The organism is Pseudomonas sp. RIT288, assembly GCF_000631985.1.
In the GTDB taxonomy this organism is placed as follows: Bacteria; Pseudomonadota; Gammaproteobacteria; order Pseudomonadales; family Pseudomonadaceae; genus Aquipseudomonas.
Genome location: NZ_JFYN01000041.1, coordinates 138,132 through 156,103, shown reverse-complemented (window position 1 = coordinate 156,103; position 17,972 = coordinate 138,132). Strand labels below are relative to the sequence as shown.

The following is a 17,972-nucleotide window of genomic DNA, read 5'->3' as shown; positions in this document are numbered from 1 at the left end:
ATGATCGGAATCGATAGAGACTCCGGGGCCACGGTCGACGACTGGCTGCAGTTCGTGCAGCGCGCGACCCGGGCCCTGACCACGCCGCTGGGCACCCGGCAAAAAAGGCCCCTTTATGGCTCGCTGATCCCCACGTTGCTGGGGCAGAACCTCGGTGACGACGTTCTGCTCCTGGCCCAGAGCCACGCGGCTCAGGCGTTCTACAACACGCAGAACGGGATCAGTGATTTTCAGCCGAGCGTGATCGTCGCCAGCCGTCACGGCGCCGGCCTGCTGCTGCGTTTCGCCGGCACCTGGAAAAACCGTCAACAGACATTCGAGGTCGTGACATGAGCATGTTGATCCCCGGCCAGAACCAATTGGCCGAACCGGCGCTGATCACCGTCGACGCCTTCGAAGACTTGCTCGCCGAGTTCAAGACTTTCGTCGTCGAATACGTCGGCGCCCGGGCGCCGGACAGCGCGGCGAAACTCAAGACCAGCCTCGACAACGAGAGCGAGCTGCTGACCTTGGCGCTGGAAGCCTTCTGCGTGCGTCTGCAAACCCATGAACGCAAATACAACGCCCGCATCAAGCAGATGCTGGCGTGGTGGGCGACCGGCAGCAACCTCGACGCCCGCCTGGCGGACATGGGCCTGGAGCGCCAGTTGCTCGATGCGGGTGACCCGGCAGCCTTCCCGCCAATACCACCGATTTATGAAAGCGACGACGACGCCCGGTTGCGCTACTACCTGGCGCCGCACGCCCCGGCAGCGGGCTCGCGGATGCAGTATCGCCGCGAGGTGTTCACTCTCGGTGAACGGCCGACGGTGAAAGTCGAATCCACCGATGCTGGTGTGGTGAATGTCACCTACACCTTCAACCCTGATGGCCTCGCGGCACAGGTCAAGGACGGCAACGGTCGGCGTACTGCGCCGGGCGAAGTGCAAGTCACGGTGTTGTCGCGAGACGGCGATGGCACCCCGTCTGCAGCGCTGCTTGACGGTGTACGCCAGCACTTCGCCCGGCCCGATGTGCGGCCGGAAACCGACCTGGTCACGGTCAAGGCTGCCGACATTCAACGCTACAAGATTCGTGTGGTGGCGAAGATCAATTCCGGCCCCGATTCGGGCCTGACCAAAGTCGCCGCGCAGCAACAATTGCAGGCCTACGCCGACAGTTGTCATCGCCTCGAAGGGCGTGTCGACCCGAGCTGGATCGACTACACGCTGCACAGCGCTGGCGCCGTGCAACTGCAGATTCTTGAACCGCTGGCGCCGATCGTGACCACTGCGTTTCAGGCGCCGTACTGCACGGCGGTCGAGGTCGAGGTGCTGACGCTATGAGTGAGCCAACGCAACGCCCGACCTTGTTGCCGGCCAACAGTTCGGCACTCGAACGCGGACTGGATCTGGGCTTTGGCGCACTGCTTGATCGCATCGCGCCGCCGTTCCCCGAACTGATGAATCCGAGCGAAACACCGGTCGCATTCCTGCCGTATCTGGCAGCGGATCGCGGCGTCGCCGAATGGAGCACCAGCGCACCGGAAGTGGAAAAGCGCCTGACCGTCGAACTGGCCTGGCCCACCGCACGCCAGGCCGGTACTCGCAAGGCGCTGGAGAACGCAGCCAAGGGTTTGCAACTGCGCCCCGAAGTCCGCGCCTGGTACGAACAGACGCCGCTCGGCGTGCCTTACAGCTTCTCCGTGCGCGCCTTCAGCGAGCAACCCTACAGCGCAGAAATCGACGCCCGTCTCGACCGACGCCTGGCCGATGCCAAAAGCGAACGGGACATTCTTTCGGTGACGGTTGGCTTGAGCGCGTTCGGCAGTCATTGCATCGCCGCCGCGACCTTCTGCGGCGAACTGACGACGATCTATCCGGTGTTCATCGAAGGGCTCGAAACCTCGGGAGAGGCGTTCATGGCCGCCGGTATGTACACCGTCGAAACATCCACTATTTATCCTCAGGGGGCCTGAATGGCTGACTATTACACCCTGCTCACCAACGCAGGGATTGCCTACGAAACAGCGTGCAAGGCTGCGGGCGTGCCGATCAAGCTGACGCAGATTTCCGTCGGCGACGGCGGCGGCGCGGTCTACAACCCGGCGGCGACCGCCACCGCGCTGAAACGCGAAGTCTGGCGCGGGCCACTCAACGCACTGTTCCAGGACGAGAAGAACCCGAGCTGGCTGCTCGCCGAAGTCACCATTCCGCCGGATGTTGGCGGCTGGTATGTACGGGAAGCGGGACTGTGGACGGATACCGGGATTCTTTATGCCATCGTCAAATACCCGGAGTCGTTCAAGCCGGTTCTGGCCACGTCGGGCTCGGGTAAAGAGTTCTACATTCGCTCGATTTTCGAGACCAGCAATGCGTCGCTGGTGACGTTGCTGATCGATGACACGGTGGTCAAGGCCACCCGTGCCTGGGTGACAGGGTATGTGGCGGATGAGCTAGCGAAGCTTGATTCCAAGCAGTCTGTACGTGTTGCCACTACGAGCAATATCGTGCTGAAAGCTTCACAAACTATTGATGGTGTTGCAGTCGTTGCGGGAGACAGGGTGCTGGTTAAAAACCAGACATCAGCGAAAGACAATGGACTGTACGTTGTTGCAAATGAATTCTGGGTTCGCACAAAAGATGCCGACTCGGATCTCAACGTAACGCCAGGTCTTACCGTATCTATTGAGCAAGGCACCACTCAAGCCGACACGATCTGGCAGCTTGTTACCGATGCCCCTGTGCTCCTCGGCACTACTGCTTTGGTGTTTCAAAACATCACTTTCGGCTTTGCACCGCTGAGTTCTCCGGTGTTCTCCGGTAGCCCGACAGCGCCCACGGCCAACGTTTTTAGTAATGATGATGTTCTGGCAACTACTAAATTTGTTCAGCGTGCGCTGGGTAGTTACGCCGGCCAGACAAACTATGAAGCCAACACCCAATTGACAGTTGCCGACGTCGGGAAACTATCGATCTTCACCGCACCTGGTTTGACGGCGACACTTCCAGCCTGGGACAGCGTTCCTCCCGGGGGATTGGTTCATCTGACAAGCACTGGAGGGGTAACTGTCAAGACTCGGGCGGGGGAAACGTTTGGAGCAGTCAATACCACCAACTTGACCAGCGTTGTACTTCAACCTGGCAATTTTGCGGTTTTCCGACGCTTATTGTTGGGTCCCGGCTGGAGTTTGGACTCGGGGGATACTGCGCTGAAATATTCGCCGATGTTTGCCACCAACGGAGCAGTAACCGGATATATGAAACATCCGGGTGGAGCAATTGAGCAATGGGGGATCGGAACGACCGATGCTGAGGGCTATGTTTACATCACCTATCCATTGGCGTTCCCTACGGCCATGCGCTCAATCAGTTGTCTTCATATGGGTTCCATGGGATTGATGAGCTGTGTTGTTTACAACTCTATCCAGAAGACCGGATGTACTCTTCGAGTTCAAAACGGCAGTAACGGGACTCTGGCCACTTGGGCAGTTTACTGGCGAGCAATAGGGGTTTGAGCATGACAGAGATTATTTTATTTAGCCCCAGCACATGCGGTGCTTACCTTCCTGACGTCCACGAACTCGATATTCCAGACGATGTGGTACCCGTATTCCTGCGTAATTGGGAGGCGCTGCTGAACGAGTTGGCAACAACACCAAAAAAAATCGGAGCGGGACCTGATGGTCAGCCAATTCTGGTCGAGCCTCCGCCGTTTGACAGAGCGACTTTGCAGTCCATAGGCCTCGAATGGCGCAACGCGCAGTTGGCATCAACCGATACTCTTGTTGCAAGGCATCGAGACGAATTGGAAGGAAGCGGCCTTACTACGCTAACTGCTGTGCAGTACTCCGATTTACAAATGTATCGGCAGCAGCTACGTCAGTGGCCGCAGAGGGAGGAATTTCCTTCGATTCAATATCGCCCCCAATTGCCTGATTGGTTGAGTGAAAGGACCTGATAGACGCCCCGCACCCCGGGGCGTTTTCTTTCCCGCAAAAAACAATTCAACACCCGCCAAAGCCCCTCCCCACGAGGGGCTTTCCCGTTTATGGAGAAACGAAAAATGGCAACCCGCCAAACCTACACCGTGCTCGTTCCATTCCCCACCGGCGGTGGGCACTGGTCGAGCGTCGGTCAAGACCTTGATCTGCTCGACGTCGAGGCCAGTGCGCTGCACAGCGCCGGTCGTCTGGAACTGAAAACACCCTCCACCCAGGCCAAAAAGGCCGCTGCCAAGAAGGCTGACTAACCATGGCTGAGGTTTTGAACTTCGAGCACAACGGCATTACCGTCAATGCCACTGAATCCCCCGAGGCCATGGGTGGCCTGGGTGACAACATCATCGGTCTGGTCGGCACCGCGCCGAAGGCTGATCCGCTGATTCCGCGCAACGCACCGTTCCGCATCAACAGCTTCACCACCCACGCGCTGCTCGATCCGACCGGCGCCGAAGAGGGCACGCTGTATCACGCCGTCTACCAGATTCTGAAAGTGGTCAAGGTGCCGGTGTACGTGGTGATCGTCGAAGCGGGCGCGACTCCGGCCGACACCGTTAACGCAGTGATCGGCGGTGTTGATCCAACCACCGGCCGCAAGCTCGGTCTGGCCGCACTCGGCAGCGTCCCGGAAGACCTGACCATCATCGGCGCGCCGGGCTTCACCGGCACCAAAGCGGTGGCCAGCGAGTTCGCCTCGTTCGGCAAACGCATCAAGGCCCGCGTGGTGCTGGACGGCAAGGACGCCTCGGTCGCTGATCAAGTGACTTACAGCCAGGAACTGGGTGGCGCCGACCTCGGTTTCGACCGTTGCCTGGTGGTGCACAACATGCCGGCGGTGTACTCGAAAGCGGCGAAGAAAAATGTGTTCCTCGCGCCGTCCAGCCTGGCGATCGCCGCGCTGGCCAAGGTCAAGCAGTGGGAGAGCCCGGGCAACCAGGTGACCTACGCCGAAGACGTGTCCCGCGTCGTTGAATACAACATCCTCGACACCTCCACCGAAGGCGATCTGCTCAACCGCTACGGTGTCAGCTATTACGCCCGCACCGTGCTGGGCGGCTTCTCGCTGCTGGGTAACCGCTCGATCACCGGCAAGTTCATCAGCTATGTCGGCCTCGAAGATGCGATCAGCCGCAAGCTGGTCAAGGCCGGCCAGAAAGCCATGGCCAAAAACCTGACCAAGTCGTTCATGGATCAGGAGGTCAAGCGCATCAACGACTGGCTGCAGACCCTGGTCGCCGACGAAACCATTCCTGGCGGCAGCGTCTATCTGCACCCGGAACTCAACAGCGTCGAGAAGTACAAGAACGGCACCTGGTATGTGGTCATCGACTACGGCCGCTACGCGCCGAACGAACACATGGTTTATCAACTCAACGCCCGCGATGAAATCATCGAGCAGTTCCTGGAGGACGTTCTCTAATGTTTACCAACCGCGTAAGACAGGCCATCGCGGCCACCCTGCAAGGTTTGCCGTTGTCGGCGACCGTGGAAGAGTTCACCCCGCCGAAAATCGATTTCGACATGGAAAGCATGACGGGCGGGCGCTTCATCGTTGAGGAAATGGCCAAGAGCGCCAAGCCGCTGAATGCCACGCTCAAGCTGCAAGGCACCGGTGCTGAAGTGTTGCTGGCGATGGGAGTAAAGCTGGGCGACGACATCCTGCTGAACGTGCGTGAAGCCGGTCAGGATCAGGACGGCAACACCTGGTTCACCTACCACACAGTGGGCGGCAAGCTGAAATCTCTGGCTGAAGATGCGCTGAAAATGGGGGGTAAAGCCATCACCACACTGGAGCTGTCCTGCCGCACCTACAACCGCCTGGAAAACGGCATCCCGGTGATCGACATCGACGTGCGCACCCAGAAATTCGTGCTCAACGGCGTCGATATCCTCGGTGATGCGCGTCGTGCGGTGCTGATGCCGTAACCCTCGGCACACCATAAACCCTGTAGGAGTGAGCCTGCTCGCGATGAGGACAGCACATGCAACATCAATGTGCCTGAAAGATCGCTATCGCGAGCAGGCTCACTCCTACAAGGGAATAGCGACCCCCCTAAAAAAGAATCACCAAGGAATTCATACATGTCGTGGATGCCACCCAAGCATGACCTGCTGTCGCCGATCACCGGCGACGACGGCGCGCAGATCGAGCAGATCCAGCTCAAGCCGCTGTTCTACGCTGCGCAGAAAGAAGCGCTGGAACGCGCCGGCGATGATGAAGACGATCAGTTCTTCGAACTGGCGCTGCTCGCCACCGGCCTGTCGGTCAAGGAACTCGACCAGCTCAAACGCCCGGACTACGTGAGCATCGCTCAGTACGTGCACGAGATGTCGACCCGTCCGGCGTCGTACTTTCTGGAGCAGGTCGAGGACGCGGAAAAGACCGACGATCCTGACGAAGTGCAGCTGCTGCAACCGCTCGCCGTGACAGGCCGCACCGTGACCTCGCTGTCGCTGGAAATGCCCGCACTGCGCGCCACCAAAGTGATGAAGAAACTGAAAACGGCCAAGGAACGCGCCGAGTTCATCACCGCCCATTGCACCGGCCTGATGATCCCCGATCTGGCCCAGCTGAGCGTCCCGGACTGGACCCAATTGCAGGTGCGCATCGACGATTTTTTAAACCAGCCGGCGGCCTACTTTCGGAACGCGACATCGAAGTAATCCTCGATATCGTCCCGCTCATTTACTCGGTAAGTGAAGCGGAGATTCTGCAATGGGACGCCGAAAAGGCGTTGCGCCGCTACGACATAGCGATCACTCGCCTTGGCGTGAAACAGGAGTAGAGCGGCATGGCAGAGAGTAAAAACGCGCTCATGTACGCCGGTGAGAGCACGAGTTCCGCGAGCCGCAATATCGGCTTGACCACTGCAGCAACGAGCACGACGACAGCAGGCCTGGATCGGGATAAGGTCGCCGACCTGAGGCAAACGTTGAGCACGGCAAGTGAGCGAATCGTTTCGCTCACTGCAGCCATCGATTCGCTGATCCTCACCTTGGCGACCCAACGTTCTTTGTCGAAGAGCGCGGTCAATGGCGACGGCGGATCTTCCGCGCAGAAGGCTACAGACAAGGTAGCCGGCGCCGCCCCTCCCGAGTTGCTCAAAGCCGCTGTCGCGATGGACACAGCCGCTGCGAACCTGAGCGAAGTCGCTCGACTGACTCCGGTTCAGGGCAAGGAAATGGCTCAGGCAAGCCTGATCACGGCCAGTGCGCCGTTAGTGGCTGCCGGAGGAACCACCGGGGTTGAATTGGTCAATGCCGCGGCGTTGGGTGCCAAGGCGGGGATTGGCATCGACTTGCCCAATGCCTCGGACAAGCAGTTCGAACTGCTGAAGTTTGCCGATGACGCTGCGCTCACCGCGTCAGCATTCAAGGTGCCAGCGCTACAAGTTGCCGAGATGATGGCGGCCTGGCGTACCTCGATGAAACTGACCCGTGATCAGGCCATCGATCTGGCAGATGCGGCTCACCACTTGGGCAAAATGCCCGGAGATGTAAACGCGGCAGACATCGGCTCGGTGTTGCAGCGTTCCGGCGACGCGGCGATTGCTGCGGGGTTGCAACCCGAGCAAGCCGCAGCGCTGTCGGCAGCCTTGCTGAACACCGGAACGAAAGAAGGTGAAGCAAGCGTTGCGTTGAAGAGTATTTCCACAGCCTTGAGCAAGGGAGACCAGGTCTCTGTCGCCGAACAGGGAGCGTGGAAACAACTGGGGGTCGATCCCAAGGCCGTGTCTGCGGCGATGCGTGATCCGAACAAGGACAATGCACAAGGCGCGTTGCTGACAGTGTTGGCCGCATTGAACGCCAGACCGCCAGAACAACGCGCAGTGTTGGCCAGGACGTTGTTCTCCGATGGCGGTGATGCTGCGCAGAAACTCTCGCAAAACCTCGGCGAGGTTAATGAGACGTTCTGGCAGGTCAAGGACAAGCAGCGATACGCAACGTCGGAGCTGGGCGAGAAGGGGTCGGTAAAACAGGCTGCCCTGGCGCTTTCCGGTACTCAGCAAGGACAGCTGAATATTCTGAATGCCCGTAGCGAGCGATTGGCCGTCGCCAAAGGCAACGCGTTGGCGCCCTCCAGCGATTCGCTGGCCTCCGCTGGGGTCGACAAGCTCAGTGAACTGACTGAAACCTATCCGAAAACCGCTGGTGTGGTGTTGACGGTGAGCGCGTTTCTCAAACCGTTGTTCGATCAAGCGCTCGATGCCATTGGCAGCGATATCAAAGACCGGGTTGGCAAGAAAGTCGTGGATAAGGGCCTGTCCGTTTTCACCGGTGCCGCCACCGGCACAGCGGGGGCCGCCGCTGCTGGCAGCGGTTTGAAGATCCTCGAGCAAACTTCGCGGGTGCGGGCCCCGCTCCTGGAGTCGACCACCGCTGCCATGCGCCCTCTGTCACGCGCAATGCCCTGGCCTGTAAAAACCGTCACTGCCCTCGCAGGCCTGGCGGCCGGGGTGGCCACTGGTGACGAAACCCAGATAGCTAAAAGCGTCGGCGCAGCGGGCGGTGGAATGGCCGGCGCTCTTGCAGGCTCTGCCTTCGGCGCGTCACTCGGAGCCGTGGGTGGCCCACCCGGCATGGCCATAGGTGGCGTTCTCGGTGGATTGCTTGGCGGTTGGCTGGGCAGTGAGGGCGGTTCCCTTCTGGGCGAAAAACTCGGCAGTACCCCACCGGACAAACTCGCAGCACCGGCTCAGGTCAGTCAGGCGTTGGCCAGCGCCCAGGCGCCCACGGTGCCAGCCCCCTACGCGCCCACCGTTCAGGTGTATTGCAGCGACCCGGGCAGTGTGGAAAAGATTGGTCAGTTGGTCGACTTTCACCTGAGATCTCAATTCAGCAACGAATTCATTCCACTGATGAACACCAACAGCCTCGCCACTCGCCGTGACGCAGCCCTGACCGATGGAGTCGACTGATGAAACAACAAATGGCTCTAGGCAGTTTCATCTTCGGCCTGTCGCGCAACTTCGCTTACAGCACGCTGGCGCGAAAGTCCGACGGTGGCTGGAGCGACATCCAGATCCTGACCAGCAAACCGAAATCCAGTCAGACCGGGCAGAAAGCGGAATCGCTGACCATCAGCGGCACCTCGATGTATGCCGTGGCCATGGATCGACTCGATGAATTGCGCGCCCTTCAGGCACAGCGGGTGCCGCTGCCGTTGATTGACGGTATCGGGCGCAACTGGGGCCTGTGGCGGATCAACAGCATCGACGAAAACCAGAGCGAGGTCATCGATGACGGCACCGCGATGGTGATCAAGTGGGTGGTCGGGTTAACGGAGTTCAACAATGCGTAAGGTACGAAGCGTGGCCGGTGATTCGGTGAATCTGCTGCTCTACCGCGAAACCGGACGCAGTGATGACGCCGCTGAAGAGGCCCTGTGGAAACTCAACCCGACCTTGGCCGAATACGGCCCGATCCTGCCTGCGGGCGTTTGGGTCACGCTGCCGGAACTCGACTCGAAACCGGCCACGATCAAACCGCTCACGGCCTGGGATTAAGGAGGTTGCATGGCACTGGGTTTCACCCCGGCGGTAAGACTCTACGGGGCCCATTCGGCCCTGCTCAATCAACGCCTGATCAGTTGGGAACACATCGATGCAGCCGGTTTCGAGTCCGATCAACTGACGTTGACGATCGATCTTGAAGGCCTCGAAGGGCTGCCGGATCTGGGCGGGAAAATCGGCCTTGAGGTCGGCTATCTGGAGTCGGGAATGGTCGACAAGGGCCAGTTCAAAGTGACGCGCCTGACACCGACGCTGTTCCCGTTTCGCCTGACTCTGGTGGCCACGGCGGCACCGTTCAGCAAGGATGATGAGACGGGCTTCAAGCAACGCCGCACGGCCAGTCATGGCCCTACCACATTGGGTGCGCTGTTTCGCAAACTGGTGTCGAGCCATGGCTTTTCACCGCGCGTCGCTCCTGAGGTGGCGATGATCAGAATCGCGCATGTCGACCAGTCCAACGAAACCGACATGAGCTTTCTGACGCGCCTGGCGAAAAAGTACAACGCGGTGACCAAACCCTACGACGACGTGTACGTGCTGGCCCGTCCCGGCCAGACCAAATCGTTGTCGGGCCAGGTGCTGGCGGACGTGACTTTGTCGGTGACCAGCAACAACCGTCCCGGCGATCACGCATTCATCAGCGCCACGCTGGAGGAGTCTGCCCGTGAGCAGACCAAGGGCTGCAAGACCTGTTTCTGGGATGGTGCCGCGGGTGTGTTGCGCTGGGTTGAAACGGGACTTGCGCCGTTCAAGACCCTCCGCCAGAAGCAACCCAGCGAAGCCGATGCGATCGCCGTCGGCGAAGGCGAAGTGCGCAAGATGCTCCGGCAAAAGTACAAGGTCAAGATCAGCTGTCCCGGCGATCCACGGCTGGCGGCCGAAGGCCTGGTGCTGCTCGATGAGACCTGGCCGGACTTCATGCGCGGGCGCTGGTCGATCGACAAGGTCACCGCCAGTGGCAATCGCGAGAACAGCTATCGCTGCGTGATCGATGCCAGCGGTCTTGATCCCAAGGCTGAAGCCAAGGACTGATTCACTCTTTCTCAGAGCGACACAAACCCCTGTGGGAGCGAGCCTGCTCGCGAAAGCGGTGGATCGATCAACATTGTTTTTGAATGTAGGTCCGCCTTCGCGAGCAGGCTCGCTCCCACATTGGTCTTGCGGTAACTCCCCCACACTCTGGAACACCACCATGAAGATCACCCCGATCCTCACGCAACTGCGTGCGCAATGCCCAAGCCTTGCCAACCACATTGCGGTGGGCGTCGATCTGGCGTTGCTGCAAGGCAATGCCGATCTGCCGACGCCTTCGGCCCATGTGCTGCCGCTGGCCGATGTAGCCAGCAACAGCACCGCGCAAAACCTCACCGCGCAACCGATCCGCGACCGCTTCGAAATCGTCCTGGCGCTTGATGCCAGCGACGGCACAAAAGCGCTGGATCTGTTGCACGACCTGCGCGCCGAACTGTGGCGCGCGCTGGTGGGGTTCAAGTCGGGCACTGACTACAGCGCCATCGTCTACGACGGCGGCGAGATGGTCTCGATCAACAGCAGCCGGGCCTTCTATCGGCTGCGCTTTTTTGCCGAGTTCCAGCTCGGCCGCAATCTGCCCAGTCAGCCTGCGGAGAGTTGGCACGAACGTGAACTGGACGGCTTGTCGTCCTTTACCGGGGTCACTGTGCGGGTCGATGCGATCGACCCGGCCGACCCCAATCTGAAACACCCGGGCCCTGACGGGCGCGTGGAACTGACTTTCTCTGGAGACGTAACCCCATGAGCAATCGCATCACCGTACTGCCGGCCGCTGGCCGTGCCGTGCCTGACCCGGAAGCGGGCGATCTGCTGCCCAAAGAAGGCCGTGAAGTGCTGGACAGCGCCTGGTGGCGCCGACGTCTGGCCGACGGCGATATCACCCTCAAAACCGTAAAAGTCAAAGCACAGGGAGCCAAATAATGGCGATCGGATTCAGCAACATCCCCGCGGACATTCGTGTACCGCTGTTCTATGCCGAAATGGACAACTCGGCCGCCAATAGCGCGACCTCGGCCATGCGCCGTCTGATCGTCGCTCAGGTCAACGACAACATTGCCCCGACTGAGGTCGGCAAACTGGTGCTGGTCTCCAGCGTTGCGCTGGCGAAAAGCATCGGTGGTCAGGGCTCGATGCTCGCTTCGATGTACGAGACCTTCCGCAAGGCAGACCCGATCGGTGAGATCTGGTGCCTGCCGCTGCACAACACTGAAGGCGCCATCGCCAAAGGCGTGCTGACCCTGACTGGCACTGCGACTCAGGCTGGCGTGCTCAACCTGTACGTCGCTGGTGTGCGTGTGCAGGCCACCGTGGTCAACGGTGCCACCGCTGCTCAAGCGGCTACCGCACTGGCACAGAAAATCAATGCCACCGCCGATCTGCCGGTGAGCGCTGCGGCTGCCGAAGGTGTGGTCACCCTGAACGCCAAGTGGACCGGCGACAGCGGTAACGACATCAGCCTGCAGTTCAATCGCCTGGGCAAGAGCAACGGCGAAGAAACCCCGGCCGGCCTGACCACTGCGATCACCGCCATGACCGGCGGCGCCGGTGTGCCGGATCAGGTCGCAGCTGTGGCTGCACTGGGCGACGAGCCGTTCGAGTTCATCGCACTGCCGTGGTCGGATCTGTCGACTCTCAATACCTGGCAAGCAGTGATGGATGACAGCACCGGTCGCTGGTCCTGGGCCAAGCAACTGTTCGGTCACGTCTACAGCGCCAAGCGTGGCACCGTCGGCACGCTGGTTGCTGCTGGCCAGGCACGTAACGACCAGCACATGACCATTCAGGCGCTGGAGCCGGGTGTACCGCAACCGTTCTGGGTACAAGCTGCAGCACTGGCTGCGCGCACCGCGGTGTTCATCTCCGCCGATGCCAGCCGTCCGACCCAAAGCGGCAGCCTGCCGGGCGTTGATCCGGCGCCGGCCAGCGAGCGTTTCACCCTGACCGAGCGTCAGTCGCTGCTCAACTACGGCATCGCCACCGCGTACTACGAAGGCGGTTACGTGCGCATTCAGCGTTCGATCACCACCTACCAGAAGAACGCTTACGGGCAGGCCGACAACTCCTACCTGGACAGCGAAACCATGCACCAGTCGGCGTTCATCGTGCGTCGTCTGCAAAGCGTGATCACCAGCAAATACGGTCGCCACAAACTGGCCTCCGACGGCACCCGTTTCGGCGCCGGCCAGCCGATCGTCACCCCGGCGACCATTCGCGGCGAGCTGATTGCGCAGTACGCCAAGCTGGAACTGGAAGGCCACGTGGAGAACGCCGAGCTGTTCGCCGAGCACCTGATCGTCGAGCGCGACGTGCAGGACCCGAGCCGCGTGAACGTGCTGTTCCCGCCGGATTACATCAACGGTCTGCGCGTGTTCGCACTGCTCAACCAATTCCGTCTGCAATACGACGACGCGGCCTGATAACCGCGTTTGGCCGCAAGCATTCAGCCCACCTCGGTGGGCTTTTTTATTTGAAGGGAGTAACACCATGGGTCAAGTGATTGCAGGCACCTGCTACGTCAAAGTCGACGGTGCACAACTGACTATCAACGGCGGCTGCGAAGCCCCGCTGATGGCCGTCAAACGCGAAACCGTCGTACCGGGTTTCTACAAGGAAACCGACATCGCGCCGTCGTTCAAAGTGACCGCGCTGCACACCGCCGACTTCCCGCTGAAGAAGCTGATCGAAGGCACCGACATCACCGTCACCTGCGAATTCAGCAACGGCAAGGTCTACGTGCTGGCCGGTGCCTATCTGGTCGAAGAGCCGGTTTCCAAGGGCGATGACGCCACCATCGAACTGAAATTCGAAGGCATCAAGGGGACCTGGCAATGAGCGGCGCCGTGAAGCTTCAGGTTGCGATCGAAGCTCACGGCGAGCCCCTGACCGAACTCGTCCTGCGCCGTCCGACGGTGCAGGAAGTGCGAGCGATCAAGGCGCTGCCGTACAAGATCGACAAGAGCGAAGAAGTCAGCCTCGACATGGACGTGGCGGCCAAATACATCGCCGTGTGCGCCGGCATCCCGCCGTCGTCGGTCAACCAGCTCGATCTGGCTGACCTCAATGCGCTGAGCTGGGCCGTTGCGAGTTTTTTCATGAGTGCGGCGTCGGAGCCATCACCGACCTGATCGCAGTCGCCTATGACCTGGCCTGGTTCTGGAAGGTTGACCCCGAACAGATGATGGCCAGGCCACTGGATGTGCTCCGCGAATCGCTGGAGCACGCGCAACGGATCAATGCGATGCAGCAGGTGCAGTGATGGCAGACGAAGAAAAGCAAGTGCAAACACCGGTGCTGATCACGGGCATCGATGAACTGTCGCCCAAACTCGGCGCCCTGCGAGTAAAGGTCGAGAGCTTCAAGAAAAACCTGGAACAGACCGGCCTCGGCAAACTGGACATCAGCGGTCTGTTCAAGGGCGGCAGCGTGATCACGCCGTTCGTGGACGGGATCAAGTCGGCGGCGGCGTTTCAGGGCAAATTGACGGAAGTCAGCGAGACGGCGAAAACCGTCGATCTGCCCGCCGCGCCGAAAGTCGCTGCACAGAACATGAACGTGTTCAGTGCGTCGATGGAAAAGGTTTCCGCTGCTGTCGACGCGGCGTTGGTGCCGGCGGTCGGGGCGTTGGTGGTCGGGCTTGAGCCGATGATGACTCAGGTCAGCAGTCTGCTTGCCGACAACCCGCAACTGGTGGAAGGCCTGGCTGCGGCGGCCATCGCCTTCTCGGCGATGCAAACTGCGGTCAGCGGTGCGACGCAAGTGTTCGACGTCATGAGCATGGTGCTCAAGACCAATCCGATCATGCTCATTGCCATGGGCATCGCGGTGGCAGCCGGTTTGATCTATGCCAACTGGACGCCGATCAGCGCGTTCTTCAAAGGCATGTGGGAAGGCGTGAAAAACATCGGTGCGAGTGCGATGGCGACGTTGCGCTCGATTCTTGACTGGCGACCACTGGATGCACTGGCGGCGCTGTGGTCACCGGTTGCGGGATTCTTCTCGGGCATGTGGGACGAGGTCAAAGCCGTCACTGCGCCGGTAATCGACTTCTTCAAATCGGTGTTCTCGTGGACGCCCGCCGGCATGATCCTGGACAACTGGGGGCCGCTGACGGGGCTGTTTTCGGCGATCTGGGAACTGCTCAAGGCCTTGAGTGTGCCGGTGATGGCGTTCCTCAGAAACCTGTTCGATTTCTCGCCGATGCAGATGATCAACAGTGCGTGGGGCGGTGTTGTCAGGTTCTTCGAGCCGATGTTCGATGGCCTGCGAAAAGCCGCGCAGCCGGCCAAGGCGTTCCTGGCTTCGTTGTTCGACTTCTCGCCCATGCAGATGATCACCAGCGCCTGGGGCGGTGTTGTTGCGTACTTCCAGCCGGTGTGGACGACGCTGCAATCGGCTGTGCAAAGCACCCGGGATACATTGCGGACGTTGTTCGATTATTTCCCCATGGAAATGATCACCAGCACCTGGGGTGGTGTCGTCGGGTACTTCGAACCGATCTGGACGGCACTGCAAACGTCAGTGCAGCGGGTCAAAGGCTTTTTCAACAGCCTGTTCGAATGGTCGCCGCTGGAGCAGATTGCGCAGTACTGGCAGCCGGTCGGCGACGTCTTTTCGGCGCTATGGGATGTTGTGCTGGCGGCGTCTGCGCCGGTTGTGGACTTTCTGCACACCCTGTTCGAATGGAAACCTCTGGATCAGATCATCGAGAGCTGGGGGCCGATTGTCGGGTGGTTCGGCGAGTTGTGGCAAAAGCTGCAAACCGTCATCGCGCCGATCAAGGAGCTGTTCGACGGTGGTTTCGCCGGGTTGATCGCCAAGGTCACCGGCAAGGTCGAAACCCTGACCGAGGCGCAGCGCCAGACCAATGCCGAAGGCAAGGGTGAGCTGGCGCCGGCGTTCTTTGGCGCAAGTCCCGCGTCTGCTGGAAACGGGGCGTTGCAGGGCGGATCGCTGCCGCAATCCTCCAGCGCCCTGATCCAGCAAAGCGCTGCCAACAACCGTACGCAACTCGAAGGCGGCCTCACCGTGCGCTTCGAAAACGCACCGGCCGGGTTGCGTACCGATCAACCGCAAACCAATCAACCGGGGCTGGCGCTGTCTTCGCGCATCGGCTATCGCTCGCTGTCGGCAGGAGGTTCCAATGAACTGGCGTGACCGTTTGTTGCCGGCATCGTTTCGCGGTGTCGGGTTCTGGATCGATCAGGCGAAAAGCCCGGTCGGTCGCAAAGGTCAGTTGCACGAGTATCCGCAACGTGACCTGCCGTATTTCGAGGATCTCGGCCAGCAGGCCAAGACCCACGACATCACGGCGTTCATCATCGGCGCCGATTGCCTTGAGCAGCGCGACAAGCTGCTCAAGGCCTTGGAGGCGGGCAGTGGTGAACTGGTGCATCCGTGGCTCGGACGCCTGCAAGTCAAGGTCGGCGAATGCGACATGACCCACACCCGCCAGGATGGCGGGTTGGTGACCTTTAGTCTGAAGTTTTATCCCGATCAGCCGCTGCCGTTTCCAACGGCCAGCGTCAGTACCCAGAAAGTGCTGCTGGCCAAAGCCGACAGTCTGTTGGGGTCTGCGGTGGCGCGTTTCGAGCAGGCGATGACGTTGATCAAGGCTGCGCGGATCGGCATTGCCAATCTGCGCAACAGCCTGACCGGGGTTTATGAGGTGATCAAGGAGCAGCTCAAGCCGTTGATCGCGCAGTACAAGCAGATCACTGAACTGGTGAAAGCCGTCAAGGAGTTGCCCAAGGAAGTGGCAGCGGAGTTCAAGGGCTTGCTCGGCGATATCAAGGAACTCAAGGAATTCGCGAAGGAGGGCTACCGTGGCGTGATTGCCGACGTGTCCCAACAACTCGAAGCCATCCGCAAGGCTGATGCGCCGAAGATCACTACCGGCAAGGACACCAATGCAGCAGCGCAAGCCATGGCTGATCTGGTGCAGGACACGCTGATCGTGAAGGCGGCGCAGTGGATCGCTTCAATGCCGGTTGCAAGCAAACCGGTGAAATTGCCGTCGATACCTTCCGTGGGCCAGCAGGCGAATCAGCCGATCAATCGTGCGGACGTGCCCGCCATCGATGATGTGCAGGCGATACAGCAGACGCTGATCGATACCCTTAACCTGGTGAAAACCAAGGCCGGCCCGGCACACCACCAAATGATCAGCGATCTGCAGGATGCAGCGGTCGCGCATCTCAAGTCGGTCGCGTCCTCGGGTATACGGCTCGTCACTAAAACCCTGCAGGAAAGCGCGCCGGCAGTGGTGATCGCCTACAAGTACCTCGGCGATGCCACGCGGGTCACTGAAATCCAGCAGCGCAATCCGACGAACCATCCCGGGTTCTCGCCCAACGAAGTGAAAGTCTCCGGGGAGTAAACCATGAGCGAAATGGATAATCGCGTCACGCTGACCGTCGACAACATGGAATACGGCGGCTGGAAAAGCGTCGAAATCACCGCTGATCTTGAGCGTCAGTTCCGCACCTTCAAACTCGACATCACCTGGCAGTGGCCGGGGCAGACGGTGGACAAACCGATCAAGCCGGGCGATCCGTGCGAAGTGAAAATCGGCCAGGACCTGGTGCTCACCGGTTACGTGTTCAAAGCCCCGGTCACTTACGATGGACGCCAGATCAGCCTGAGCATCGAGGGCAGTTCCTGTACTCAGGATCTGGTGGACTGTGCCGCGATCAACCGCCCGAACCAGTGGAAAGACCAGCCCATGCTGAGCATCGTCGAGGCATTGGCGTCGTCTTACAAGGTCAAGGTCGTCAGCGAGATTGCCGAAACCACGCGATTGGGCAGCTACACCCTGGTGCCGGGGGAGACGGTTTTTCAATCGATCGATCGTCTGCTTTCGCTGTTTCGGGTGTTCTCCACCGACGATGCGTCAGGGCGGCTGGTACTGGCCAGACCTGGCAGCGGTGGCCGGGCCAGTGATGCGCTGGAGCTGGGCAAGAATATCCTTTCGGCTAACGCGCCGATGGATTACAGCCAGGTGTTCTCTGAATACCGGGTCATTGGCCAGCAGAAGGGCAACGATCAGAAAAGCGGCGCAGCGGTCAGCGAGATTGAATCGATCGCCACGGATCTGGGCTACAAGCGCCGCCGCGTGACCGTGATCAACGAGGGCCTGCAGATCAATCCTGATCTGTCGCTCAAACGGGCTCTCTGGGAAAGCGCCACGCGTGTTGGCCGGGCGCAGACCACCACCTATCAGGTGCAGGGCTGGCGCCAGGCCAATGGTGATCTGTGGCGCCACAACACACTGGTGAAGGTCAAGGATCCGGTACTCGGTTTTGACGGCGACATGCTGATCTCCAAAGTGACGTATTCGCTGTCGGCGCAGGGCTCGGTGACCACGCTGCAAGTGGCGCCGCCGCAGACCTTTGATCCTGATCCAACGCCCCCGAAAAAAACCTCATAGCCCGGAAAAGATCGCAGCCTTC

The 17,972-nt window shown here is 60.2% G+C and carries 21 protein-coding genes; all 21 read left to right on the top strand.

Features of this window, described 5'->3' with window-relative positions:
• The 21 genes from BW33_RS22370 to BW33_RS22270 all read left to right on the top strand — a co-directional run bounded on the left by BW33_RS22370 (position 1) and on the right by BW33_RS22270 (position 17,950).
• Entirely contained in the window at positions 1-333 is a 333-nt protein-coding gene (locus BW33_RS22370; protein WP_047601262.1) for a phage baseplate protein, read from the top strand.
• The gene (locus tag BW33_RS22365; RefSeq protein WP_047601261.1) at positions 330-1,325 is read left to right on the top strand and encodes a baseplate J/gp47 family protein; all 996 of its coding nucleotides are present in this window, start codon (positions 330-332) and stop codon (positions 1,323-1,325) included. The genes BW33_RS22370 and BW33_RS22365 overlap by 4 nt, the downstream gene beginning before the upstream one ends.
• The gene (locus tag BW33_RS22360) at positions 1,322-1,957 is read left to right on the top strand and encodes a phage tail protein I (RefSeq protein ID WP_047601260.1); all 636 of its coding nucleotides are present in this window, start codon (positions 1,322-1,324) and stop codon (positions 1,955-1,957) included. The genes BW33_RS22365 and BW33_RS22360 overlap by 4 nt, the downstream gene beginning before the upstream one ends.
• Entirely contained in the window at positions 1,958-3,496 is a 1,539-nt protein-coding gene (locus BW33_RS28675) for a phage tail protein (RefSeq protein WP_081794244.1), read from the top strand.
• 2 nt (positions 3,497-3,498) lie between these two features.
• Positions 3,499-3,939, top strand: a complete 441-nt coding sequence (locus tag BW33_RS22350) for a phage tail assembly chaperone (protein ID WP_047601258.1) — start codon at positions 3,499-3,501, stop codon at positions 3,937-3,939.
• Between the two features lie 105 nt (positions 3,940-4,044).
• Positions 4,045-4,230, top strand: a complete 186-nt coding sequence (locus BW33_RS22345) for a hypothetical protein (protein WP_007964321.1) — start codon at positions 4,045-4,047, stop codon at positions 4,228-4,230.
• 2 nt (positions 4,231-4,232) lie between these two features.
• Entirely contained in the window at positions 4,233-5,399 is a 1,167-nt protein-coding gene (locus BW33_RS22340) for a tail protein (protein ID WP_047601257.1), read from the top strand.
• Positions 5,399-5,905 carry a phage major tail tube protein gene (locus BW33_RS22335; RefSeq protein WP_047601256.1) on the top strand — a complete coding sequence of 169 codons (507 nt, stop codon included), beginning with the start codon at positions 5,399-5,401 and terminating at the stop codon, positions 5,903-5,905. The genes BW33_RS22340 and BW33_RS22335 overlap by 1 nt, the downstream gene beginning before the upstream one ends.
• 156 nt (positions 5,906-6,061) lie before the next feature.
• Complete coding sequence (locus BW33_RS22330; RefSeq protein WP_047601254.1) at positions 6,062-6,643, top strand: phage tail assembly protein; 582 nt, start codon at positions 6,062-6,064, stop codon at positions 6,641-6,643.
• Between the two features lie 269 nt (positions 6,644-6,912).
• A complete protein-coding gene (locus BW33_RS22325; RefSeq protein ID WP_160168822.1) occupies positions 6,913-8,898 on the top strand; it encodes a phage tail tape measure protein in 1,986 nt (661 codons plus the stop codon).
• Positions 8,898-9,281 carry a phage tail protein gene (locus tag BW33_RS22320; protein ID WP_047601251.1) on the top strand — a complete coding sequence of 128 codons (384 nt, stop codon included), beginning with the start codon at positions 8,898-8,900 and terminating at the stop codon, positions 9,279-9,281. The genes BW33_RS22325 and BW33_RS22320 overlap by 1 nt, the downstream gene beginning before the upstream one ends.
• Positions 9,274-9,486 carry a tail protein X gene (locus tag BW33_RS22315; protein WP_047601250.1) on the top strand — a complete coding sequence of 71 codons (213 nt, stop codon included), beginning with the start codon at positions 9,274-9,276 and terminating at the stop codon, positions 9,484-9,486. Before BW33_RS22320 ends, BW33_RS22315 begins: the two co-directional genes overlap by 8 nt.
• Before the next feature lie 9 nt (positions 9,487-9,495).
• Complete coding sequence (locus BW33_RS22310; protein WP_047601249.1) at positions 9,496-10,524, top strand: phage-like tail protein; 1,029 nt, start codon at positions 9,496-9,498, stop codon at positions 10,522-10,524.
• 160 nt (positions 10,525-10,684) lie between these two features.
• The gene (locus tag BW33_RS22305; protein ID WP_047601248.1) at positions 10,685-11,269 is read left to right on the top strand and encodes a phage tail terminator protein; all 585 of its coding nucleotides are present in this window, start codon (positions 10,685-10,687) and stop codon (positions 11,267-11,269) included.
• Positions 11,266-11,445: a DUF2635 domain-containing protein gene (locus BW33_RS22300; protein ID WP_027611066.1), complete on the top strand. Its 180-nt coding sequence runs from the start codon at positions 11,266-11,268 to the stop codon at positions 11,443-11,445. Before BW33_RS22305 ends, BW33_RS22300 begins: the two co-directional genes overlap by 4 nt.
• Entirely contained in the window at positions 11,445-12,941 is a 1,497-nt protein-coding gene (locus BW33_RS22295) for a phage tail sheath subtilisin-like domain-containing protein (protein WP_027611067.1), read from the top strand. Before BW33_RS22300 ends, BW33_RS22295 begins: the two co-directional genes overlap by 1 nt.
• A 67-nt stretch (positions 12,942-13,008) precedes the next feature.
• On the top strand, positions 13,009-13,356 hold the full coding sequence (locus BW33_RS22290) for a phage tail tube protein (RefSeq protein ID WP_047601245.1): 348 nt from the start codon (positions 13,009-13,011) through the stop codon (positions 13,354-13,356).
• On the top strand, positions 13,353-13,649 hold the full coding sequence (locus tag BW33_RS22285; RefSeq protein WP_003222226.1) for a phage tail assembly protein: 297 nt from the start codon (positions 13,353-13,355) through the stop codon (positions 13,647-13,649). The genes BW33_RS22290 and BW33_RS22285 overlap by 4 nt, the downstream gene beginning before the upstream one ends.
• A gap of 130 nt (positions 13,650-13,779) precedes the next feature.
• A complete protein-coding gene (locus BW33_RS22280; protein ID WP_047601243.1) occupies positions 13,780-15,678 on the top strand; it encodes a hypothetical protein in 1,899 nt (632 codons plus the stop codon).
• Positions 15,665-16,900 (top strand): DNA circularization protein, encoded by a 1,236-nt coding sequence (locus BW33_RS22275; RefSeq protein ID WP_047601241.1) that lies wholly within the window; start codon positions 15,665-15,667, stop codon positions 16,898-16,900. The genes BW33_RS22280 and BW33_RS22275 overlap by 14 nt, the downstream gene beginning before the upstream one ends.
• 3 nt (positions 16,901-16,903) lie before the next feature.
• Positions 16,904-17,950 carry a phage baseplate assembly protein gene (locus BW33_RS22270; RefSeq protein ID WP_047601239.1) on the top strand — a complete coding sequence of 349 codons (1,047 nt, stop codon included), beginning with the start codon at positions 16,904-16,906 and terminating at the stop codon, positions 17,948-17,950.
• The last annotated feature ends 22 nt before the right edge of the window (positions 17,951-17,972 follow it).